General features: G+C 66.9%; 18 protein-coding genes. 7 read left to right on the top strand and 11 right to left on the bottom strand.

The annotated features are described in order from the left end of the window. Positions 1 to 124: 124 nt before the first annotated feature. Positions 125 to 2,302 (top strand): AsmA family protein, encoded by a 2,178-nt coding sequence (locus AC3EF3_RS14965; RefSeq protein ID WP_488532939.1) that lies wholly within the window; start codon positions 125 to 127, stop codon positions 2,300 to 2,302. Between the two features lie 2 nt (positions 2,303 to 2,304). Here AC3EF3_RS14965 and lolA read toward each other — a convergent pair whose 3' ends face one another. The 3 genes from lolA to AC3EF3_RS14980 form a co-directional block, all read right to left on the bottom strand. Then, on the bottom strand, positions 2,305 to 2,937 hold the full coding sequence (lolA, locus tag AC3EF3_RS14970) for an outer membrane lipoprotein periplasmic chaperone LolA (protein WP_488532940.1): 633 nt from the start codon (positions 2,935 to 2,937) through the stop codon (positions 2,305 to 2,307). Between the two features lie 76 nt (positions 2,938 to 3,013). Further along, on the bottom strand, positions 3,014 to 5,338 hold the full coding sequence (locus AC3EF3_RS14975; protein ID WP_488532941.1) for a DNA translocase FtsK: 2,325 nt from the start codon (positions 5,336 to 5,338) through the stop codon (positions 3,014 to 3,016). A 60-nt stretch (positions 5,339 to 5,398) separates the two neighbouring features. Beyond that, a complete protein-coding gene (locus AC3EF3_RS14980; protein ID WP_488532942.1) occupies positions 5,399 to 6,073 on the bottom strand; it encodes a Crp/Fnr family transcriptional regulator in 675 nt (224 codons plus the stop codon). 157 nt (positions 6,074 to 6,230) lie between these two features. Here AC3EF3_RS14980 and trxB point away from each other — a divergent pair, with 157 nt between their 5' ends. Continuing rightward, entirely contained in the window at positions 6,231 to 7,184 is a 954-nt protein-coding gene (trxB, locus tag AC3EF3_RS14985; RefSeq protein ID WP_488532943.1) for a thioredoxin-disulfide reductase, read from the top strand. Between the two features lie 70 nt (positions 7,185 to 7,254). Here the strand turns inward: trxB and AC3EF3_RS14990 are convergent, their stop codons facing one another. Continuing rightward, positions 7,255 to 7,560, bottom strand: coding sequence for a glycine zipper 2TM domain-containing protein (locus AC3EF3_RS14990; protein ID WP_488532944.1), 306 nt, complete (start codon positions 7,558 to 7,560; stop codon positions 7,255 to 7,257). 567 nt (positions 7,561 to 8,127) lie between these two features. On the opposite strand from AC3EF3_RS14990, the gene rpmB reads away from it, so the two are divergent. Together rpmB and rpmG are read left to right on the top strand one after the other, a co-directional pair. Beyond that, a complete protein-coding gene (gene rpmB / locus AC3EF3_RS14995) occupies positions 8,128 to 8,361 on the top strand; it encodes a 50S ribosomal protein L28 (RefSeq protein WP_488532945.1) in 234 nt (77 codons plus the stop codon). 15 nt (positions 8,362 to 8,376) lie between these two features. Continuing rightward, positions 8,377 to 8,547 carry a 50S ribosomal protein L33 gene (gene rpmG, locus AC3EF3_RS15000; protein ID WP_055899695.1) on the top strand — a complete coding sequence of 57 codons (171 nt, stop codon included), beginning with the start codon at positions 8,377 to 8,379 and terminating at the stop codon, positions 8,545 to 8,547. A gap of 46 nt (positions 8,548 to 8,593) precedes the next feature. On the opposite strand, the gene AC3EF3_RS15005 is transcribed toward rpmG, so the two are convergent. The 6 genes from AC3EF3_RS15005 to purN form a co-directional block, all read right to left on the bottom strand. Further along, on the bottom strand, positions 8,594 to 9,331 hold the full coding sequence (locus AC3EF3_RS15005; RefSeq protein WP_488532946.1) for a DUF2182 domain-containing protein: 738 nt from the start codon (positions 9,329 to 9,331) through the stop codon (positions 8,594 to 8,596). Next, complete coding sequence (locus AC3EF3_RS15010; protein ID WP_488532947.1) at positions 9,328 to 10,143, bottom strand: DUF899 domain-containing protein; 816 nt, start codon at positions 10,141 to 10,143, stop codon at positions 9,328 to 9,330. Before AC3EF3_RS15010 ends, AC3EF3_RS15005 begins: the two co-directional genes overlap by 4 nt. A gap of 88 nt (positions 10,144 to 10,231) precedes the next feature. Continuing rightward, positions 10,232 to 10,675, bottom strand: coding sequence for a glycine zipper 2TM domain-containing protein (locus AC3EF3_RS15015; protein ID WP_488532948.1), 444 nt, complete (start codon positions 10,673 to 10,675; stop codon positions 10,232 to 10,234). Positions 10,676 to 10,811: 136 nt separating this feature from the next. Continuing rightward, positions 10,812 to 12,026: a DesA family fatty acid desaturase gene (locus AC3EF3_RS15020; RefSeq protein WP_488532949.1), complete on the bottom strand. Its 1,215-nt coding sequence runs from the start codon at positions 12,024 to 12,026 to the stop codon at positions 10,812 to 10,814. Between the two features lie 131 nt (positions 12,027 to 12,157). Then, the gene (locus AC3EF3_RS15025; RefSeq protein WP_488532950.1) at positions 12,158 to 13,429 is read right to left on the bottom strand and encodes an RsmB/NOP family class I SAM-dependent RNA methyltransferase; all 1,272 of its coding nucleotides are present in this window, start codon (positions 13,427 to 13,429) and stop codon (positions 12,158 to 12,160) included. Between the two features lie 4 nt (positions 13,430 to 13,433). After that, complete coding sequence (gene purN / locus AC3EF3_RS15030; RefSeq protein ID WP_488532951.1) at positions 13,434 to 14,015, bottom strand: phosphoribosylglycinamide formyltransferase; 582 nt, start codon at positions 14,013 to 14,015, stop codon at positions 13,434 to 13,436. Positions 14,016 to 14,121: 106 nt separating this feature from the next. Between purN and AC3EF3_RS15035 the strand changes: the two genes are divergently transcribed. Next, positions 14,122 to 15,300: an acyl-CoA dehydrogenase family protein gene (locus AC3EF3_RS15035; protein WP_488532952.1), complete on the top strand. Its 1,179-nt coding sequence runs from the start codon at positions 14,122 to 14,124 to the stop codon at positions 15,298 to 15,300. A gap of 94 nt (positions 15,301 to 15,394) precedes the next feature. Beyond that, positions 15,395 to 16,510, top strand: coding sequence for an acyl-CoA dehydrogenase family protein (locus AC3EF3_RS15040; RefSeq protein WP_488532953.1), 1,116 nt, complete (start codon positions 15,395 to 15,397; stop codon positions 16,508 to 16,510). On the opposite strand, the gene AC3EF3_RS15045 is transcribed toward AC3EF3_RS15040, so the two are convergent. Continuing rightward, a complete protein-coding gene (locus tag AC3EF3_RS15045; protein WP_488532954.1) occupies positions 16,511 to 17,068 on the bottom strand; it encodes an HNH endonuclease in 558 nt (185 codons plus the stop codon). A 164-nt stretch (positions 17,069 to 17,232) separates the two neighbouring features. Here AC3EF3_RS15045 and AC3EF3_RS15050 point away from each other — a divergent pair, with 164 nt between their 5' ends. Beyond that, on the top strand, positions 17,233 to 18,231 hold the full coding sequence (locus AC3EF3_RS15050) for a bifunctional riboflavin kinase/FAD synthetase (protein WP_488532955.1): 999 nt from the start codon (positions 17,233 to 17,235) through the stop codon (positions 18,229 to 18,231). Positions 18,232 to 18,283 lie beyond the last annotated feature (52 nt).

An 18,283-nucleotide genomic window follows, 5' to 3' on the forward strand; every position in this document is an offset into this window, starting at 1 on the left:
TCACGCGTGCATCGCCGGTTTCATGCGAGCGAAAGCTCGCATGCGGAGCGCCTGTGGGCCATGCGAGCTGGCGAACCCGTTTGCATGGAAAATCGCCTGACCCTGGCCACGCGTGGAGAGATGGATGAGGACGCTCAAGTTCGCCGGTCTGGTGCTCCTGGCCGTGCTGGTGCTGCTGGTGGTCGGCCTGGCGGCGATCGCATGGCGTTTCGATCCCGCCTGGGCCAAGCAGAAGCTCACCCAGGCCGTCCACGACGAGAAGCAGCGCGACCTCAGGATCGATGGCGACCTCGCGCTCTCGTTCTACCCCTCGGTCGGCGTCACACTGGGCAAGGCCACTCTCAGCGAGCGCAGTTCGACCCAGGAATTCGCCGGCGTCGCGAACGCACGCGTGTCGGTGCGCGTCCTGCCCCTCCTGCAGCGGCAACTCGTCGTCGACCGTATCGAGCTGGACGGCGTGCGCGCGCACATCGTGCGCAAGAAGGACGGCACGTTCAACTTCGACGACCTGTTGCCCCGCGGGAAAGAGGCCGACAAGGAGCGCACGACGGCAGCGGAAGGCACGCCGATCACGTTCGACGTCGCCGGCGTCGGCATCACGCGTTCGGCGGTCCTCTTCGAAGACCAGAAGGCGGGCCGCACCATCCAGCTGAACGACCTCGGCGTGAAGACCGGCCGCCTCGCGCAGTCGGCGAGCGGGCCCGTGGAACTGGCCTTCAGGATCGCTAGCGAGCAGCCGAGGCTGGCCGTCGCCGTCGACCTCGGCGGGAACTATCGCTATGACCTCGCGCGCAGACAGTACGCCGTGGAAAAGCTCGACTTGAAGGTCAAGGGCGATCTCTTCGGGTTCCAGCAACTCAACCTCGCTGCCAGTGCCAGGGAGGCGGGCCTGGGCGACGCTGCCCATGGCATCCAGGTCGAAGCGCTTGTATTGACGGCGACGGGACAGCTCGGGCCGGACGCACTCGAGGCGAAAGTCGACCTGCCGCACGTCGCGACGGTGGGAGACCATGTGAGCGCAGGCAAGCTCGATGCGCAGTGGAGCCTGAAGCAGGGCCCGCTCGCCACGCAGGGGCACATCGCGGGCGCGGCCGAGGCCAACCTGGAAAAACAGGTGGTCGACCTGCCCCGGCTCACCGGGGAACTGCAGGTCACGCATCCGCAATTGCCCATGAAGCAGCTCAAGCTGCCGCTGGATGCATCGGTTCATGCCGACTGGGGCAGGTCGCAAGCCGCGTCCAGCTGGTCCACCCGCATCGAGGACAGCGCGGTGCAAGGCAAGCTCGAGGTGGCGCGTTTCTCCCCGCTTGCCGCCGCCTTCGACGTCGCGATCGATCGCCTCAACATCGACCGCTACCTCCCGCAAGCCTCACCCGCCCAGCCCGCGGCCACGCCCGCGCCTGCGGCGCCGGGGCCTGCCGGTCACGCCGCGCCGATCGACTTCTCGTTCCTGCGCGGTCTCGACCTCAAGGGCGACATGCGGATCGGGTCCCTGCAGGCGCGCAACCTCAAATTCAGCAACGTCATTGCCAAACTGGTGGCGAGCAAGGGGCGGCTGGACGTGAACCCGTTGTCGGCCAGCCTTTATGGCGGCAATCTGGTCGGCTCACTCTCGGCGCAGGCCGACGGCAACCGGGTGGCACTGAAGCAAAACATGACGAACGTCGCCATCGGCCCGCTGATGAAGGACTACGCGCAGAAGGACATTCTGGAGGGACGCGGCCAGGTCATGCTGGACGTCAGTGCCGCAGGCAGCACGGTGATGGCCGCGCGGCAGTCGTTGAACGGATCGGCCAGCATGAGCCTGCACGACGGCGCCGTGAAGGGCATCAACCTGGCCAAGTCGTTGCGGCAGGCCAAGGCGATGATCTCGGGCGGCAAGCAGGATGCCGTGACCGCCGCCGACAAGGCCGAGAAAACCGACTTTTCCGAATTGTCGGCGTCGTTCAGGATCACCAACGGCGTGGCGCATAACGACGACTTGTCGGCCAAGTCCCCCTTCCTGCGCGCGGGCGGCGCGGGCAACATCGACCTGGTCCGCGATCAGATCGACTACCTGGCGAAGGTCACCATCGTCAACAGCACCAAGGGGCAGGAAGGCAAGGACCTTGCCGACCTCAACGGGTTGACCGTCCCCGTGCGGCTGACCGGGCCCTTGGACAATCCCACCTACCACGTCGAATATGGCGCGCTCGCGACGGACCTCGCCAAGCAGCAGGTGCAGAAACAGCTCGGGCAGCAGCTCGACAAGCAACTGGGCAAGAAGGGGCTGGGCGAGGCCCTCAAGGGGCTGATCCGCTAGCCCTATTGCCTTACGACCTGCGCGCCCTGCGGCGGCTTGAAGCGGAAGCGCTCCGCCGCAATCGCGACGTTCGGCTCCATCGTGTCGAACGTGATCACGGAACGCTGGCCGAAGCCGTCGACGATCTCGAGTTGCGCGAGGGCGTTGCCGCGAAAGCCCACACGCATCGTGTTCAACTGGCCCTCGCGGTCCTTCGGCGTCGCGACCGCCCATTGCAGGCCGTCCTTGTCCGGCGCGGCTTCGAGCTTGAAATCACGCGCCAGCGCCGCCGTGCTCGACGCCGATGCGATCAGCGCGGCCGGGGTGGACGCGAGCACCGCCTCCTGCTTGCGGGCGGTGACCTGGTTCAGGTCCGCGTCGTACAGCCACAGCGTCTGGCCATCCGCGACGATGACCTGCTCGAAGGGCCTCTTGTAGTCGAAGCGGAAGTGGTTCGGCCGCGCGAATTCGAAGGTGCCGCTCGAGGTGCGCGTCCTGGCGGGCTGGCCTTCGCGTGCCGGCGACATGACCACCTGGGTGAACGACGCGCGCCCGCTCTTGACGGTCTTGAGGAACCCTTCGAGCGCGTCGAGGCCGCTGGCGTGCGCCGCCATCGCTGCGACGGCAAGGAGCGTGGCAAGAATCCTGTTCTTCATGGGCCCATTGTCGCGTGCGCCCGGCAACGCCTTCGTCAGCGCATGCCGACGGTTGTGTTGACCTCGTAACCCGGCGTTACTCGCGGTTGGGAGCCAGCACTTCACGCTCGCCCTTGGAACTCATGGCGCCCACGATGCCGGCCTTTTCCATGTCCTCGACGATGCGTGCCGCGCGGTTGTAGCCGATCTTCAGTTTGCGCTGGATGTAGGAAATGCTGCTGCGGCGCTCCTTGACGACGATGGCCACGGCTTCGTCGTACATCGGGTCCTTCTCGCCGCCCCCGCCGCCGCCTTCTCCGCCCAGCAGCTCGCCGTCGTCATCCACGGTGCCGCCTTCGAGCACGCCCTCGATGTAGTTCGGCTCGCCCTGCTCCTTCAGGTACGCGACGACGCGATGCACCTCGTCGTCGCTGACGAAAGCGCCGTGCACGCGGACCGGGAAGCCCGTGCCCGAAGGCAGGTACAACATGTCGCCCATGCCGAGCAGCGCCTCCGCGCCCATCTGGTCGAGGATGGTGCGGCTGTCGATCTTGCTGGAGACCTGGAAGGCGATGCGCGTCGGGATGTTGGCCTTGATCAGGCCCGTGATCACGTCGACGCTCGGACGCTGCGTCGCAAGGATCAGGTGGATGCCGGCCGCGCGCGCCTTTTGCGCCAGACGTGCGATCAGCTCCTCGATCTTCTTGCCCACGACCATCATCAGGTCGGCCAGCTCGTCGATCACCACCACGATGTGCGGCAGCCGGTCGAGCGGCACCTGGCTCTCCTCGCCGCCCAGCGCGAACGGATCGGGAATCGACTGGCCCCTGGCCTTCGCGTCATCGATCTTGACGTTGTAGCCCGCGAGGTTGCGCACGCCCATCTTGGACATGAGCCGGTAGCGCCGCTCCATCTCGCCGACGCACCAGTTCAAGCCGTTGGCCGCCTGGCGCATGTCGGTGACCACCGGCGCCAGCAGGTGCGGGATGCCTTCGTAGACAGACATCTCCAGCATCTTCGGGTCGATCATCAACAGGCGCACGTCGCGCGCCTCGGCCTTGTACAGCAGCGACAGCACCATCGCGTTGATACCGACCGACTTGCCCGAGCCCGTGGTGCCGGCGACCAGCACGTGCGGCATCTTCGCCAGGTCCGCCACCACGGGGTTGCCGACGATGTCCTTGCCCAGGCCCATCGTCAGCATCGACTTCGCCTCGTTGTAGACCTGCGAGCCGAGGATTTCCGAGAGGCGGATCGACTGGCGCTTGGCGTTCGGCAGTTCGAGCGCCATGTAGTTCTTGCCGGGGATCGTCTCGATCACGCGGATGGACACCAGGGACAGCGATCGTGCGAGGTCCTTCGCGAGGTTGACGACTTGCGAGCCTTTCACGCCGGTGGCGGGTTCGATTTCGTAGCGCGTGATCACCGGGCCGGGCTGCGCCAGCACGACGCGCACGTCGACGCCGAAGTCCTTCAGCTTCTTCTCGATCAGGCGCGAGGTCATCTCCAGCGTCTCGGCCGAGACCGATTCCTGGCGCGCGTTGGCGCTGTCGAGCAGGTCGACCTGAGGCAACTTCGAGTCCGGCAGTTCCGAGAACAGCGGCTTCTGGCGCTCCTTGACGACTCGCTCGCTCTTCGGCACTTCGATCATGACCGGCTCGATCAGCACCGGTGCGGGGTGGTGCTCGGCGATCTCGACGCGCTCGACTTCGACGACCTCTTCGCGCTGGCGGGCGGCCGCCTGGCCCATGGCGATGTCCTGCGCCACTTCACGCTTTTCGCGGCGCGATTCGATGAAGGTGTCGATGCGCGCACCGATGTTTTCCGCGACCTCGCTCCAGGAGAAGCGGAACACCACGGCCATGCCGAGCACGACCAGGGCGACGAACACCAGGCCCGAGCCCGTGAAGCCCAGCCACTTCACGCCCGCCGGGCCGACCAGGTAGCCCAGCGCGCCGCCGGCATGGTCGGGCAACTGGCCTTCGAAACGGTACAGGCGCGACCACTCCAGCGCGCAGCTCGCGGCCAGCAGCACCGCCAGGCCGACCCAGAACGCGAGGCGCGTGCGCGTGAGGCGCTTTTCCTCGCGCTGGTGTTCACCGCGGGTCCAGCGCGCCAGCGTGGCGAGCCAGGTGCGCACCGCCGCGGCGAAACACCACCAGGACGAGAACCCCAGCAGGAAGTAGCTCGCATCGGCGAGCCCTGCGCCCAGGCGCCCGCCCCAGTTGTGCACGCCGCCGCCCGCGCCGGACGTGGAGAACGCGGCATCGAAGGGCGAATAGCTCAGGAGGGCCAGCAGCCAGAACACGATCGCGGCCAGGCCGGCCACCAGCGCGAACTCATGGGCAAAGCGGCCGACGCCGGCCTGCTTGCCTGCGGTCGGCGACTGCGTGTCTGTCAGGGTATTCAGCGAATAGGTCATCAACACCGCATTGTCGTGCCGGATACCTCCCGGCATCCAGCGGGGTGTTGCGTCAGCCCGTCATCCCAAGGTGGTGAGCCGGTCCTTGATCAGCATGGACCCGTCCTCGCGTGTCTCGATGAAGCCGCGGTCCTCGAGGTCCTTCATCACGCGGCTGACCATCTCGCGCGAGGCGCCGACCATCTTGGCGATGTCCTGGCGCGAGATGCGCTCGCGAATGGTCGGCTGGCCGTCCTTGTCGGGCGAGGCGAACTCCAGCAGCGCGCGCGCGACGCGACCGTACACGTCCATCAGCGCCAGCGATTCGATCTTGCGGTCCGCCTGCCGCAGGCGCTGCACGAGGCCCTTCATGATGGCGTACGCCATCGAGCTGTTCTCGGGCAGGCAGCGCGCGAACTCGGCGCGGCCGAGCGCCAGCATGTCGGTCTGCACCTCGGCACGGACGGTCGCCGAATGCGGCTCGTTGTCGATGAGGCTCATCTCCCCGATGTAGTCGCCCGGGCTCAGCGTGGCGAGGATCACTTCGCGCCCGCGCTTGTCCGAGGTGACGACACGCACGCGCCCGGTCAGGATGATGAACAGCGTGTTGGATTTTTCGCCCTGCTCGACGACGATCTCGCCGCGCTTGAACCGGCGCTTGACGACGGCGTCCGCCACCGCCTCGGCCTGGTTCGCCGTCAGCAGCGCGAACAGCGGCACCCGGCGAATCAGTTCGAGGTTCGACAGCATGGACATGTCATCTGATCCCTTCTGCGAGCACGGCTGCGATGGCTTCTTACAATCGCTGCGATTGAAAGCCGCAAGCACGCCCGCTGCACAGCGGGGTTGATACTTGCAACCACGGCCCGAACTGTACACGGTCCGTGCTCTATATCACACGGGTTTTTCACAAATGCCAACCACGCTCCACGCCAAAGTCCTGATCCTCGGTTCGGGCCCCGCCGGATACACCGCCGCGGTGTACGCCGCGCGCGCGAACCTCGATCCCGTGCTCATCACCGGCATCGCCCAGGGCGGGCAGCTCATGACCACGACCGACGTCGACAACTGGCCGGCCGATGTGCACGGTGTGCAGGGCCCCGAGCTGATGCAGCGCTTCCTCGAACATGCCGAGCGCTTCAAGACGCAGATCGTGTTCGACCACATCCATACGGTCGACTTCGGCAAGCGGCCGTTCACGCTCAAGGGCGACAGCGGCGAGTACACCTGCGACGCGCTGATCATCGCGACCGGTGCGTCGGCCCGCTACCTGGGCCTGGACTCGGAGCAGGCCTTCATGGGCAAGGGCGTGTCGGCCTGCGCCACCTGCGACGGGTTCTTCTACCGCGGCCAGACCACCTGCGTGATCGGCGGCGGCAACACCGCCGTCGAAGAGGCGCTGTACCTCTCCAACATCGCGAGCAAGGTGTACCTCGTGCACCGGCGCGACAAGTTCCGCGCCGAGCCGATCCTCGTCGACAAGGTGGCCGAGAAGGTCAAGGAAGGCAAGATCGAGCTGAAGCTGTTCAAGACACTCGACGAAGTGCTGGGCGACGCGACGGGCGTGACCGGCGTGCGGCTGAAGGACGTGAACACCGGCGCGACCGAGGATCTGATGCTGCAGGGCTGCTTCATCGCGATCGGCCATTCGCCCAACACCGAGATCTTCAAGGGCCAGCTCGAGATGAAGGACGGCTACATCATCACGAAATCGGGGATGAACGGCATGGCGACAATGACCAGCGTCCCGGGCGTGTTCGCCGCCGGCGACGTGCAGGACCATGTGTACCGCCAGGCGATCACCAGCGCGGGCACGGGCTGCATGGCGGCGCTGGATGCCCAGCGGTTCCTGGAGCAGCAAGGCTGACACCCGAACTGCGGTTCCAGCGAAAAAGCCCCGCGATGCGGGGCTTTTTCCTTTTCGGCGCCAGAGCGGCTCAGAGCGCCTGGAGTGCGCCTTGCCTGACGTGCACGGACTGGCCGGCCTTCCATACGGGCTGGGCTTCCTGTTCGAACGTCTGGGTCGATCCGTCTTTCAACCTGACCGTGGTGACCCACACCGTCTTGGAATTCACCTGCTTCTGGACTTCGTTGCCCGCGAAGGCACCCGCGGCCGCACCACCCACGGTGGCGAGGGTCTTGCCGGTGCCGCCGCCGACCTGGTGGCCCAGCAAGCCGCCGACCACCGCGCCACCGATCATGCCCACGGCTCCGCCGTCGCCCTTGTGTTTGACGGATTGCACCTCCATGACGGTCGCGCAGTCCAGGCACGCGGAGGAGCCCGCGACGCGAGTGGTCGGAGAGACCGCCGCGTTGGCCGTCGCGGGGTGGGCGGTCGGAGCATGAGCGGTCGAAGCGCGACGCGCCGGTGCGGCCGGGGCGTGGGAAGCCGGCATGACCGCCGCCTGGGCGGCCGGTGCGGCGGCAGTGTTGGTGCCCGCCCCGATCGGGGCCTGGGCAGCCGGCGACGCGCTGGCGGACTGGCCTGCGCCTCCGCCACCGCACGCCATGCAGGCCAGGACAACGGGTACGACGGCGGCCAAGGTGATCCGGCTGTTCATTTCAACTCCTCTCGTGTGTGTGGAACGGATGAGCTTTTAACGCGAGCTCGGCAGTTCGGACGACCCGGCGCGGGTAAATGAATGTCACAACTGGGTCCTGGCCTTCGCCGCGGCCCAGGGCTGCGCGATTGGCTATAATCATCGGCTTGGCTGCTTTCGGGCCGTCCAATCATGGGTTACCGCCACCCTGCTGGCGAGGTGAGGCGCTCCGGTCACGGACCGCCGTCTACGAAGAAATCGGAGTGCTTCATGGCACGCGTATGTGAAGTCACGGGCAAGGGCCCGATGGTCGGGAACAACGTTTCCCACGCCAACAACAAGACCAAGCGCCGGTTCATGCCGAACCTGCAATATCGCCGTTTCTGGGTCGAGAGCGAGAACCGCTGGGTGCGCCTGCGTGTTTCCGGCGCCGCGCTGCGCCTGATCGACAAGAACGGGATCGATGCCGTGCTGGCGGACCTGCGCGCCCGCGGCCAGGCCTAATCAAGGAGCATCACCATGGCAAGCAAAGGCGGTCGCGAGAAGATCAAGCTGGAGTCCACCGCGGGCACCGGCCATTTCTACACCACGAGCAAGAACAAGAAGACGATGCCCGAGAAGATGTCGATCATGAAGTTCGACCCGAAGGCGCGCAAGCACGTCGAGTACAAAGAGACGAAGCTGAAGTAAGCAACTCGCTTGCGGCAGGAAAAAGGGCTCCCGCGCGGAGCCCTTTTCATTGGGCGATCAGCCAGATCCCGGCCGCGAGGCCGACCAGGCCGACCACCAGCGCGGGGCGCCAGCCCGCAGGCGCGAGGCGTTCGAAGGTGATGGCGGCGGCGACGGCTGCCATTGCGCGCAGGTCCATCACGCCGATCACGAGCAGGGTCGCCGTCAGGCCGGCGCAGCAGACGGTGCAGTGCACTCCGAGGCGCAGACCGTAGCGCCATGCGGCGCCGGCATTCGCCGGCAGTGCCGCGCCGCGTCCCGGCGCCTCGCGGCAGCAAGCCAGCAGGTGGGCTTTCCATCGCGTGAACTGCAGCGCACCCGCCACCAGGACCGTGGCGCCCGCCCCGACGGGAACGGCACGCGCCAGCGGGGAGCACAGCATCTGCGCGTCCGAGAGGGCGACCCCGACCGGAAGAAGCATGACGCCGAGCGCCGTCCACACGAGGAAGTACCCCGCGCCGACGAGCCCGGTGAGCACGTCGCCGCGCGCTTCGCCGGCTGCGCCGATGGCCCGCCTGTAACGCCACAGCGCCGGCATCAGCGAGGGCAACATCATGGCCGGCATCATCGCGACCCACATGCCGACGAACGAGGCCGCCGTCCCGGCCCACGACTCTCCCGGCATCGGCATGCCCGCCATGGCCGATGCGGAGGACGACCAGGCGATCGTCGCCGTCGCGCTGGCGGCAAAGAGCAGTGCCGAAAGGCCGAGGAAAAGCCCGTGCGCTGTCCGGTCCGCTTTCATCGCCGCGCCGCGTTCGCGTACTCGTCGTGGCGGCGCCACCAGATGCCCTGCTCGTTGCGGCCGAGCGGGGCGCGGTCGAGCCACTGGTACATGCCCCACAGGCCGTCCAGGCCTCGCGCATAGGTCGAATACGTGTGGTACACGACGCCATCCTCGAGCACGAAGGCGCTCATGCCGGGGGTCTCGCGGATATAGGTGGGCCAGTCCACGCCCACGCTCGACGCGATCTGCGTCTGGAAATCGTTCGCCGGGCTCGCGGGCGCGGCCTGGGCCGCCTGCACCGCATCGATGTCGTCCTTGCGCGAGCTCACGCTGCCGCGGCTGTAGTTGTAGTCGATGCCGCCCTGACGCTGCTGCTCCTCGGTGAACGCCACGCCGAAGTCGTAGTTGAAGTCGCTGCCGAGCGAAGACGCCCACGGGAACGTCCAGCCCATGCGCCCCTTGAACGCCTGCAGCTTCGCCAGCGGCGCGCGCGAGACGCAGCCCAGCGTCACGTCGTGGTTGGCGAGGTGCACGACGAAGCCGTTGAAGCCGTCGGCGATGGCGGAGCAGGAAGGGCAGCCCGCGGTGTAGTCGGGCCCGAACATGAAGTGGTAGACCAGCAGCTGCGAGCGTCCCTGGAACAGGTCCTTCAGCGTGGCCTTGCCCGAGTCGGTCTCGAAGCGGTAGTCCTTGTCCACGCGGACCCACGGCAAGGCCTGGCGCTGGCGCGCGAGCTCGTCGCTGCGCCGCGTGTGTTCCTTTTCCGCCTTCAGCAGCGCCAGCCGCGCGTCCAGCCACTTTTCACGCGTGGCGGTGGTGTGTGTCGTCATTCGTCGCTCCTTCGGTGTTGATGGTGAGGACCATCCTAGGAGCGACGCCACCCCGGGTGGGAGTGACAAGTGTGTCGGGATTTCCCCTTCAGGCGGGCGAGAGGACGCCGTCCTTCACGTGCACGTGCTCGCCGGCCTTCCACGTCGGCTGCTTGGCTTGTTCGAAGGTCCGGGTCGAGCCGTCCTTCATCTTCACCGTGGTCACCCACACGGTCGTCGAATTCACCGACTTCTGCACCTCGTTGCCCGCGTATGCGCCGGCCGCAGCGCCGCCGACGGTCGCGATCGTCTTGCCGGTGCCGCCACCGACCTGGTGGCCCAGCAAGCCGCCGACCACCGCGCCGCCGATCATGCCCACCGCACCGCCCTCACCCTTGCGCTTGACGGAATGCACCTTCTGCACCGTCGCGCAATCGTGGCAGCGGGCCGCCGCGACGGCAGCACGAGCCGTGTCCGACGCGTTGGGGGACTGCGCACCAGCGCTGAAGGCGCAGGTGGCCAGGACGGCGGCAAGGGCAAGGCGGGTCATCATGTCGGCTCCTCTGTTTGGATGAATGGATGAGCCTTTTTAACGTCAGCCGGCACGTTTCGACGACGCCGATCGCGTAAATGAATGTCACAACGAAAAAAGCCCCGCGTTGCGGGGCTCTTCACTGGGAGCTTGCTTCTCAGGCGTGCGCGGCGCGCAGTCGCATCGAGAACTGCTGCAATTGCGCAATGCCGCTTTCCTCGGCGCGACGGCACCAGGCCTGCAGGTCGGCGGCCAGCTGCTCGCGCGACTGCGAGGTGTTGAGCCACATCTGGCGCAGCTCCTCGCGCATGGCGACCATCTTGTCGATCACCGGGTGCGCGGCGCGGACCTGCTGCACATGCGGCAGGGCGGCGGCGGGCACCCGATCCTCGTCACGGTGCAGCCAGCGCTTGGCCGACTTGAGCACGGTGAAATCGGCCTGCTTCTCCTTCAGCGCGGTGATCTCGGAGCGGCACACGCGCTTCATCTCGCGGGCGTAGGCGGCCATCACTTCGTAGCGGTTGGCGATCAGCGCTTCCAGCGTCTTCTCGTCCGCGACCGGCTTGATCGCGCCCAGCTGGAGCTTCGGCGGCACCTTCTTGACGGTCGCCAGGCCCAGCTTGCTCAACGCGCTGATGTACACCCAGCCGATGTCGAACTCGTACTTCTTGACCGAGAACCTGGCCGAGGTCGGGTACGTGTGGTGGTTGTTGTGCAGCTCCTCGCCGCCGATGATCACGCCCCACGGCGAGATGTTCGTGCTGGCGTCGGGCGCTTCGAAATTGCGGTAGCCCCAGTAATGGCCGATGCCGTTGATGATGCCGGCGGCGGTGATCGGGATCCACAGCATCTGCACGGCCCACACGGTCAGGCCGATCGCGCCGAACAGGGCGACGTTCAGGATCAGCATCAGGCCCACGCCTTGCCAGCTGTAGCGGGTGTAGAGGTTGCGCTCGATCCAGTCGTTGGGCGTGCCATGGCCGAACTTGGCCATGGTTTCCTGGTTCTTCGCTTCCGCGCGATACAGCTCGGCGCCGCGCCACAGCACGGTATCGATGCCGCGCGTCTGCGGACTGTGCGGATCGTCCGCGGTTTCGCACTTGGCGTGGTGCTTGCGGTGGATCGCGACCCACTCCTTGGTCACCATCCCGGTGCCCAGCCACAGCCAGAAGCGGAAGAAGTGCGACGGGATGGCATGCAGGTCCATCGCGCGGTGCGCCTGCGCGCGGTGCAGGAAGATCGTCACGGACGCGATCGTGATGTGCGTCGTGGCGAGCGTGTACAGCACGATCTGCCACCAGGACAGGTGCCACAGGCCGTTCGCGAGCCAGTCGATCGCCGCGTTCAGCACGGGCCAGTCGGGAAGCATCATGGGTGGGAGATCTCTCTAAACGTAAGTCAAACAAGTGCAGGGGGCGCGCCCGCTGCCAACCGCCCATTTTAAGGCCGGGGGTTCAAATGCAAGCCCTTTATCTGAAATGCGAGGCATTTCAGTGACGCACGTCAAATTTTCACCCACAGGGCGGCGAAGAAACCGTCCGTGGCGTGGCGGTGCGGCCAGAGCCGGAGGTACTGCTGGCCTTGCTCTCCGCCGGAGCACAGGGTTACTTCGCTGCCGACCCTCAGTTGCCCGAGCACTTCGGCGGCCGGCAAGGGGCGGAAGTCGTTATGGGCGGCGCCGAACGCCGCGGCGATCTCCTCGTTTTCCTGCGGCAGCACGCTGCAGGTGGCGTACACCAGCCGCCCACCGGGTTTGAGCAGCCGCGCGGCGCTGGCCAGGATCGCGGCCTGCTTCACGGTCATCTCGCGCACGCCTTCGGGCGACTGCCTCCACTTGAGGTCCGGATTGCGGCGCAAGGTTCCCAGCCCCGAGCACGGTGCGTCGACGATCACCCGGTCGATCTTGCCGGCCAGGCGCTTGATGCGCTCGTCGCGCTCGTTGGCGATCGCCGCCGGATACACGTTGGAGAGCTTGCTGCGGGCCAGGCGAGGCTTCAGCGCGTCGAGGCGGTGCGCCGAGGTGTCGAAGGCGTAGAGCCGGCCGGTGTTGCGCATCGCGGCGCCCAGCGCCAGCGTCTTGCCGCCGGCGCCGGCGCAGAAGTCCACGACCATCTCGCCGCGCCGGGCGTCGAGCAGCGGCGCCAGCAGTTGCGAGCCCTCGTCCTGCACCTCGACCGCCCCGCGCGCGAACGCGTCCAGCTTGTTGATCGCGGGCTTGTCCTTCAGACGCAGCCCCCAGGGTGAGTACGGCGTGGGCTGCGCCTTGATGCCGGCCAGTTCGAGCTCGTGGCGCACGTCGTCGCGCTTGTCGGTGAGCACGTTCACGCGCAGGTCCAGCGGCGCCGGCTGGTTCACCGCGTCGACGAAGTCCCAGAACTCGTCGCCGAGCTGCGCCTTCAGGGGCTCGACCAGCCAATCGGGCAGGTTGTGGCGATGGCGCTCGAGCAAATCCTCGGGATCGATCGCGTCGCATTGGTCCAGCCAGCGGCGCTCCTGCTCGGTCAGGGCGCTCTTGAGGAAGTCGCGCGGGCCGTGGAAGCCCAGGATGGCCAGGCGCCGCTCGCGCGGGCCGGAGCCGGACGGCGCGAAATGGTCGAACAGCAGCTTCTTGCGCAGGACCGTGTACACGGTTTCGGCCAGCGTCGCGCGCTCGCGCGGGCCCAGCGAGCGATGCTCGCGGAAATAGCGCGACACCACCGCGTCGGCGGGATGTTCGAACTTCAACACACGGCCGACCAGTTCGGAGCAGGCGTCCAGCAGGGCTTTGGGATGCATCGAATTACAGCGTGGGCAGCAGCGCCGCGACCGCCCGCGGGTAGATGATGTGCTCCTGCGTCAGCACGCGCGCGGCCAGCCTTTGGGCGTCGTCGCCCGGCAGCACCGGCACGACGGCCTGCTCGAGGATCGGCCCGAAGTCGAGTTCGTGGGTGACCTGGTGCACCGTCGCCCCCGCGACCTTGCACCCGGCGTCGATCGCGCGCTGGTGAGTGTGCAGCCCGGGGAACGCGGGCAGCAACGAGGGATGGATATTGATGAGCCGCCCCTCGTACTTCGAGACGAACCCGGGTGTGAGGATGCGCATGAAGCCCGCCAGGACGACGAGCGAGGGCTGGTGGCCATCGATGGCGCGCGCGAGTTCGGCATCGAAGGCCTCGCGCGATTCGAACTTCCGGTGTTCCACCACCTCGGTCGCGATGCCGGCCTCGCGCGCGATGGCGAGCCCGCCCGCATCGGGCCGGTTGCTGATCACGGCCGCGACCTGCGCGTCATGCACCTGGCGCCAGTTGTCGCGCTGCGCCGCCCGCACGATCGCCGCCATGTTCGAGCCGCCGCCGGAAATCAGGATCACAATGTTCTTCATCGCGGGCGGGATTATCCCTGCCATGTCGCGGTCCGGACACCGCGAAAAGCACGACCGTGCTAATAATCGGCGCTGATTTCGGGCTCGCCCACTGGAGACACACCACATGGATCTGGCATTCACCCCCGAGGAACAGAAGTTCCGCGAAGAGGTCCGCGCCTGGGTGCGCGAGAACCTGCCCAAGGACATCGCGCACAAGGTCCACAACGCACTGCACCTGACGCGCGAGGACCACCAGAAATGGGCCCGCATCCTCGGCAAGAAGGGCTGGCTGGGCTACGGCTGGCCCAAGGAATTCGGCGGCCCCGGCTGGACCGCGGTGCAGAAGCACCTGTTCGAGGAAGAGTGCGCGCTGGCCGGCGCGCCGCGCGTGATCCCGTTCGGACCGGTGATGGTCGCCCCGGTGATCATGGCCTTCGGCTCGCCCGAGCAGCAGAAGCGCTTCCTGCCCGGCATCGCCAGCGGCGAGGTGTGGTGGAGCCAGGGCTACAGCGAGCCGGGTTCCGGCTCGGACCTGGCGTCGCTGAAGACCCGGGCCGAGCGCAAGGGCGACAAGTACATCGTCAACGGGCAGAAAACCTGGACCACGCTCGCGCAGTACGGCGAGTGGATCTTCTGCCTCGTGCGCACCAGCAACGAAGGCAAGCCGCAGACCGGCATCTCCTTCCTGCTGATCGACATGAAGTCGCCCGGCGTGTCGGTGCGGCCGATCATCATGCTCGACGGCGGCCACGAAGTGAACGAGGTGTTCTTCGACAACGTCGAGGTGCCGGCCGAGAACCTGATCGGCGAGGAGAACAAGGGCTGGACCTATGCCAAGCACCTGCTGTCGCACGAGCGCACCAACATCGCCGACGTCAACCGCGCCAAGCGCGAGCTCGAACGCCTCAAGCGCATCGCCAAATCCGAAGGCGTCTGGGACGACCAGCGCTTCCGTGACGAGATCGCGAAGCTCGAAGTGGACGTCGTGGCGCTGGAGATGCTGGTGCTGCGCGTCCTGTCGGCCGAGAAATCGGGCAAGAACCCGCTGGACATCGCCGGCCTGCTGAAGATCAAGGGCAGTGAGATCCAGCAGCGCTACAGCGAACTGATGATGCTGGCCGTCGGCCCCTTCGCCCTGCCCTTCATCCAGGAAGCGATGGAGGCGGGCTGGCAAGGCGATTACGTGGGCGCCGCGTATGCCGCGCCGCTCGCGCCGACCTATTTCAACATGCGCAAGACGACGATCTACGGCGGGTCCAACGAGGTCCAGCGGAACATCGTCGCGCAGGTCGTTCTCGGCTGAGCCTCAAACAACCTGCGCAATGCGCGAATACACCGCTCCCCCGAGCCCCCTCCGGGAGGGGGCTCCAGCAAGTCGCTAAAGCGAGGTAAAGAAGATGGATTTCGAATTCTCCGATGATCAAGCACAGCTGCGTGATGCCGTCCGCCGCTGGGTGGACAAGGGCTACGGGTTCGAGCGTCGCCGCGCGATCGTGAAGGCGGGCGGGTTCGACCGCGGCGTGTACGGCGAGCTGGCCCAGCTCGGCCTCACCGGCCTGTACGTCCCCGACGACTTCAGCGGCATGGGCATGGGCCCGGTCGAAGGCATGGTGGTCATGGAAGAACTCGGGCGTGGCATCGTGATGGAGCCGTTGGCGCATGCGCTGATCGCAGGCGCGACGCTCGGCGCCTACGCACCGGCCGACGTGAAGGCGGCGTGGCTGCCGAAGATCGCATCGGGTGATGCGCTCGTGGTGCTTGCGCAAGTCGAGCAGAAGGCGCGCTGGCGCCTGGACGCCTGCGCAACGCAGGCTGCGCAAGCGGGCGGCGCGTGGACCGTCACCGGCGCGAAGAGCATCGTGCCCGCGGGCGACCAGGCGGACGCCTTCATCGTGCCCGCGACCGCCGGCGGGAAGATCGCGCTGTTCCTGGTGGAGCGCCAGGCGAGCGGCGTCACGACGCGAGGCTACGGCACGCAGGACGGCAGCCGCGCCGCCGAGGTGAAGTTCCAGGGTGCAACGGCGACCCTGATCACGACCGATGGCCTGGCCGCGCTCGAGTACGCAGTGGACGTCGGCATCGCCGCCCTGTGTGCCGAAGCCGTGGGCGTGCTCGACAAGACCATGGATGTCACCGTGGAGTACCTCAACACGCGCAAGCAGTTCGGCGTGACGCTCGCCACCTTCCAGGCGCTGCGCCACCGCGTCGCCGACATGAAGATGCAGCTCGAACTGGCGCGTTCCATGAGTTACTACGCCAGTCTCAAGCTGAATGCGCCGGCCGACGAGCGCCGGCGCGCGATGGCCCGCGCGAAGTACCAGCTCGGTGTCGCGATGCGCTTCATCGGCCAGAACTCGGTGCAGCTGCACGGCGGCATCGGCGTGACCGACGAATACGTCGGCAGCCACTATTTCAAGAAGCTCACGCAACTGGAGCTGACCTTCGGCGATACCTTGCACCACCTGGGCGAGGTCTCCGCCCGGATGCAGGACACGGCCGGGGTTTTTGCCTGATCAGGAGTGCAGCCGGGAGTTCTTGGGCAGGTGCGCCATCAGGAACTCCATCTGGTCCGCCAGGATGCGGCGGTTGCGCAGGATGAAGTCCTCCCAGAGGCTGGGAACGTAGGGCGCATACAACAGCGACATGCGCGCCTGCTCGGGCGTGCGGCTGCCCTTGCGGTGGTTGCAGGCCCGGCAGGCGGTCACCACGTTCATCCAGTGGTCCTTGCCGTTCTGCGCAAAGGGGATGATGTGCTCGCGGGTGAGCTCTTCCTCGTGGAAATGGTCGCCACAATAGGCGCAGACGTTGCGGTCGCGCGCGAAGAGCTTGCCGTTGGTCAGGCCCGGCTTCAGGTCGAACGGGTTGATGTTCGGCACGCCCTTGGTGCCGATGATGCTGGACACGCCGATTTGCGACTGCAGCCCGGTGACGGCGTTGTGGCCCCCGCGGAAGAGCGCGACGCGCGCGCCCACCTCCCAGCGCACCTCGCCGGCGGCGTAGTGCAGCACGGCCTGCTCCAGTGAAATCCACGACTGGGGCAAGCCCTGGGCCGACAACTTCAAGACCTTCAAGATACCGCTCCTCTTAGGTCAAAGGAACCACGCGATCACGCGCCAGCGCGCTCTACAGCACAATATAACCTGTTTCCGTGACCTCCCGTGCACCCGCAACCTTGCGGCCCGTGGCGGGACGGCCACGGTCTGCTATCAAAAAGATACCAAACCTGTCCGGGCCGATGCAGATCTTCCGCGGCTTCCACCACCCCGGCATCGCGAAAGCCTCCGCGGTGACGATCGGCAACTTCGACGGCGTGCACCGCGGGCACCAGGCCATGCTCGCGCTGCTGATCAACGAAGCCCGGCACCGCGGCGTGGCCAGCTGCGTGCTGACCTTCGAGCCGCATCCGCGCGACTTCTTCGCCAGGATCGCGCGCAAGCCCGAACTCGCGCCCGCCCGCGTCGCCACCTTGCGCGACAAGCTCACCGAACTCGCGCGCTGTGGGGTCGACCAGTGCGTGGTCCTTCAGTTCGATGCGCGGCTGTCGTCGCAGGTTCCCGAAGCGTTCATCGACAACGTGCTCGTGAAGGGCCTGGGCGCGAAGTACGTGCTGGTCGGCGACGACTTCCGTTTCGGCGCCAAACGCGCGGGCGACTACGCGATGCTCGATTCGGCCGGTGCGGCCAAGGGCTTCGACGTCGCACGCATGAACAGCTACGAGGTGCACGGCCTGCGCGTGTCCAGTTCCGCCGTGCGCGAGGCGCTGGCGCGCGGCGACATGGCCGGCGTGGCCGCCCTGCTCGGCCGTCCCTACAGCATCAGCGGCCACGTGGTGCACGGTCGCAAGCTCGGCCGCGAACTCGGCTTCAAGACCGTGAACCTGCGCTTCTCGCACTGGAAGCCGGCGGCCGGCGGCATCTTCGCCGTGCAGGTTCATGGCCTCTCGGCCCAGCCCCTGGACGGCGTGGCGAACCTGGGCATCCGTCCCTCGCTCGACCCCACGGATGCGAACGGCGGCCGCGTGCTGCTGGAGACGCACTGCTTCGATTGGCCGCAGGAGCTCGGCGCCGAGGGGGGCTATGGCAAAATCATCCGCGTGGAACTGCTGCACAAGCTGCACGACGAGCTCAAATACGACGGCCTCGATGCCCTGAAGCACGGCATCGCGCGCGACGTCGAAGAAGCGCGTGCGTTCTTCGCGTCCACGCGGCGCCAGACCACGCGCGACCGAATTTAAGGCGGTGACCGTGTCGTCAAGACACCGGATGCCGGATCGAGTCCGGCATGAC

This window comes from Ramlibacter sp. GS1-15 (genome assembly GCF_057785015.1).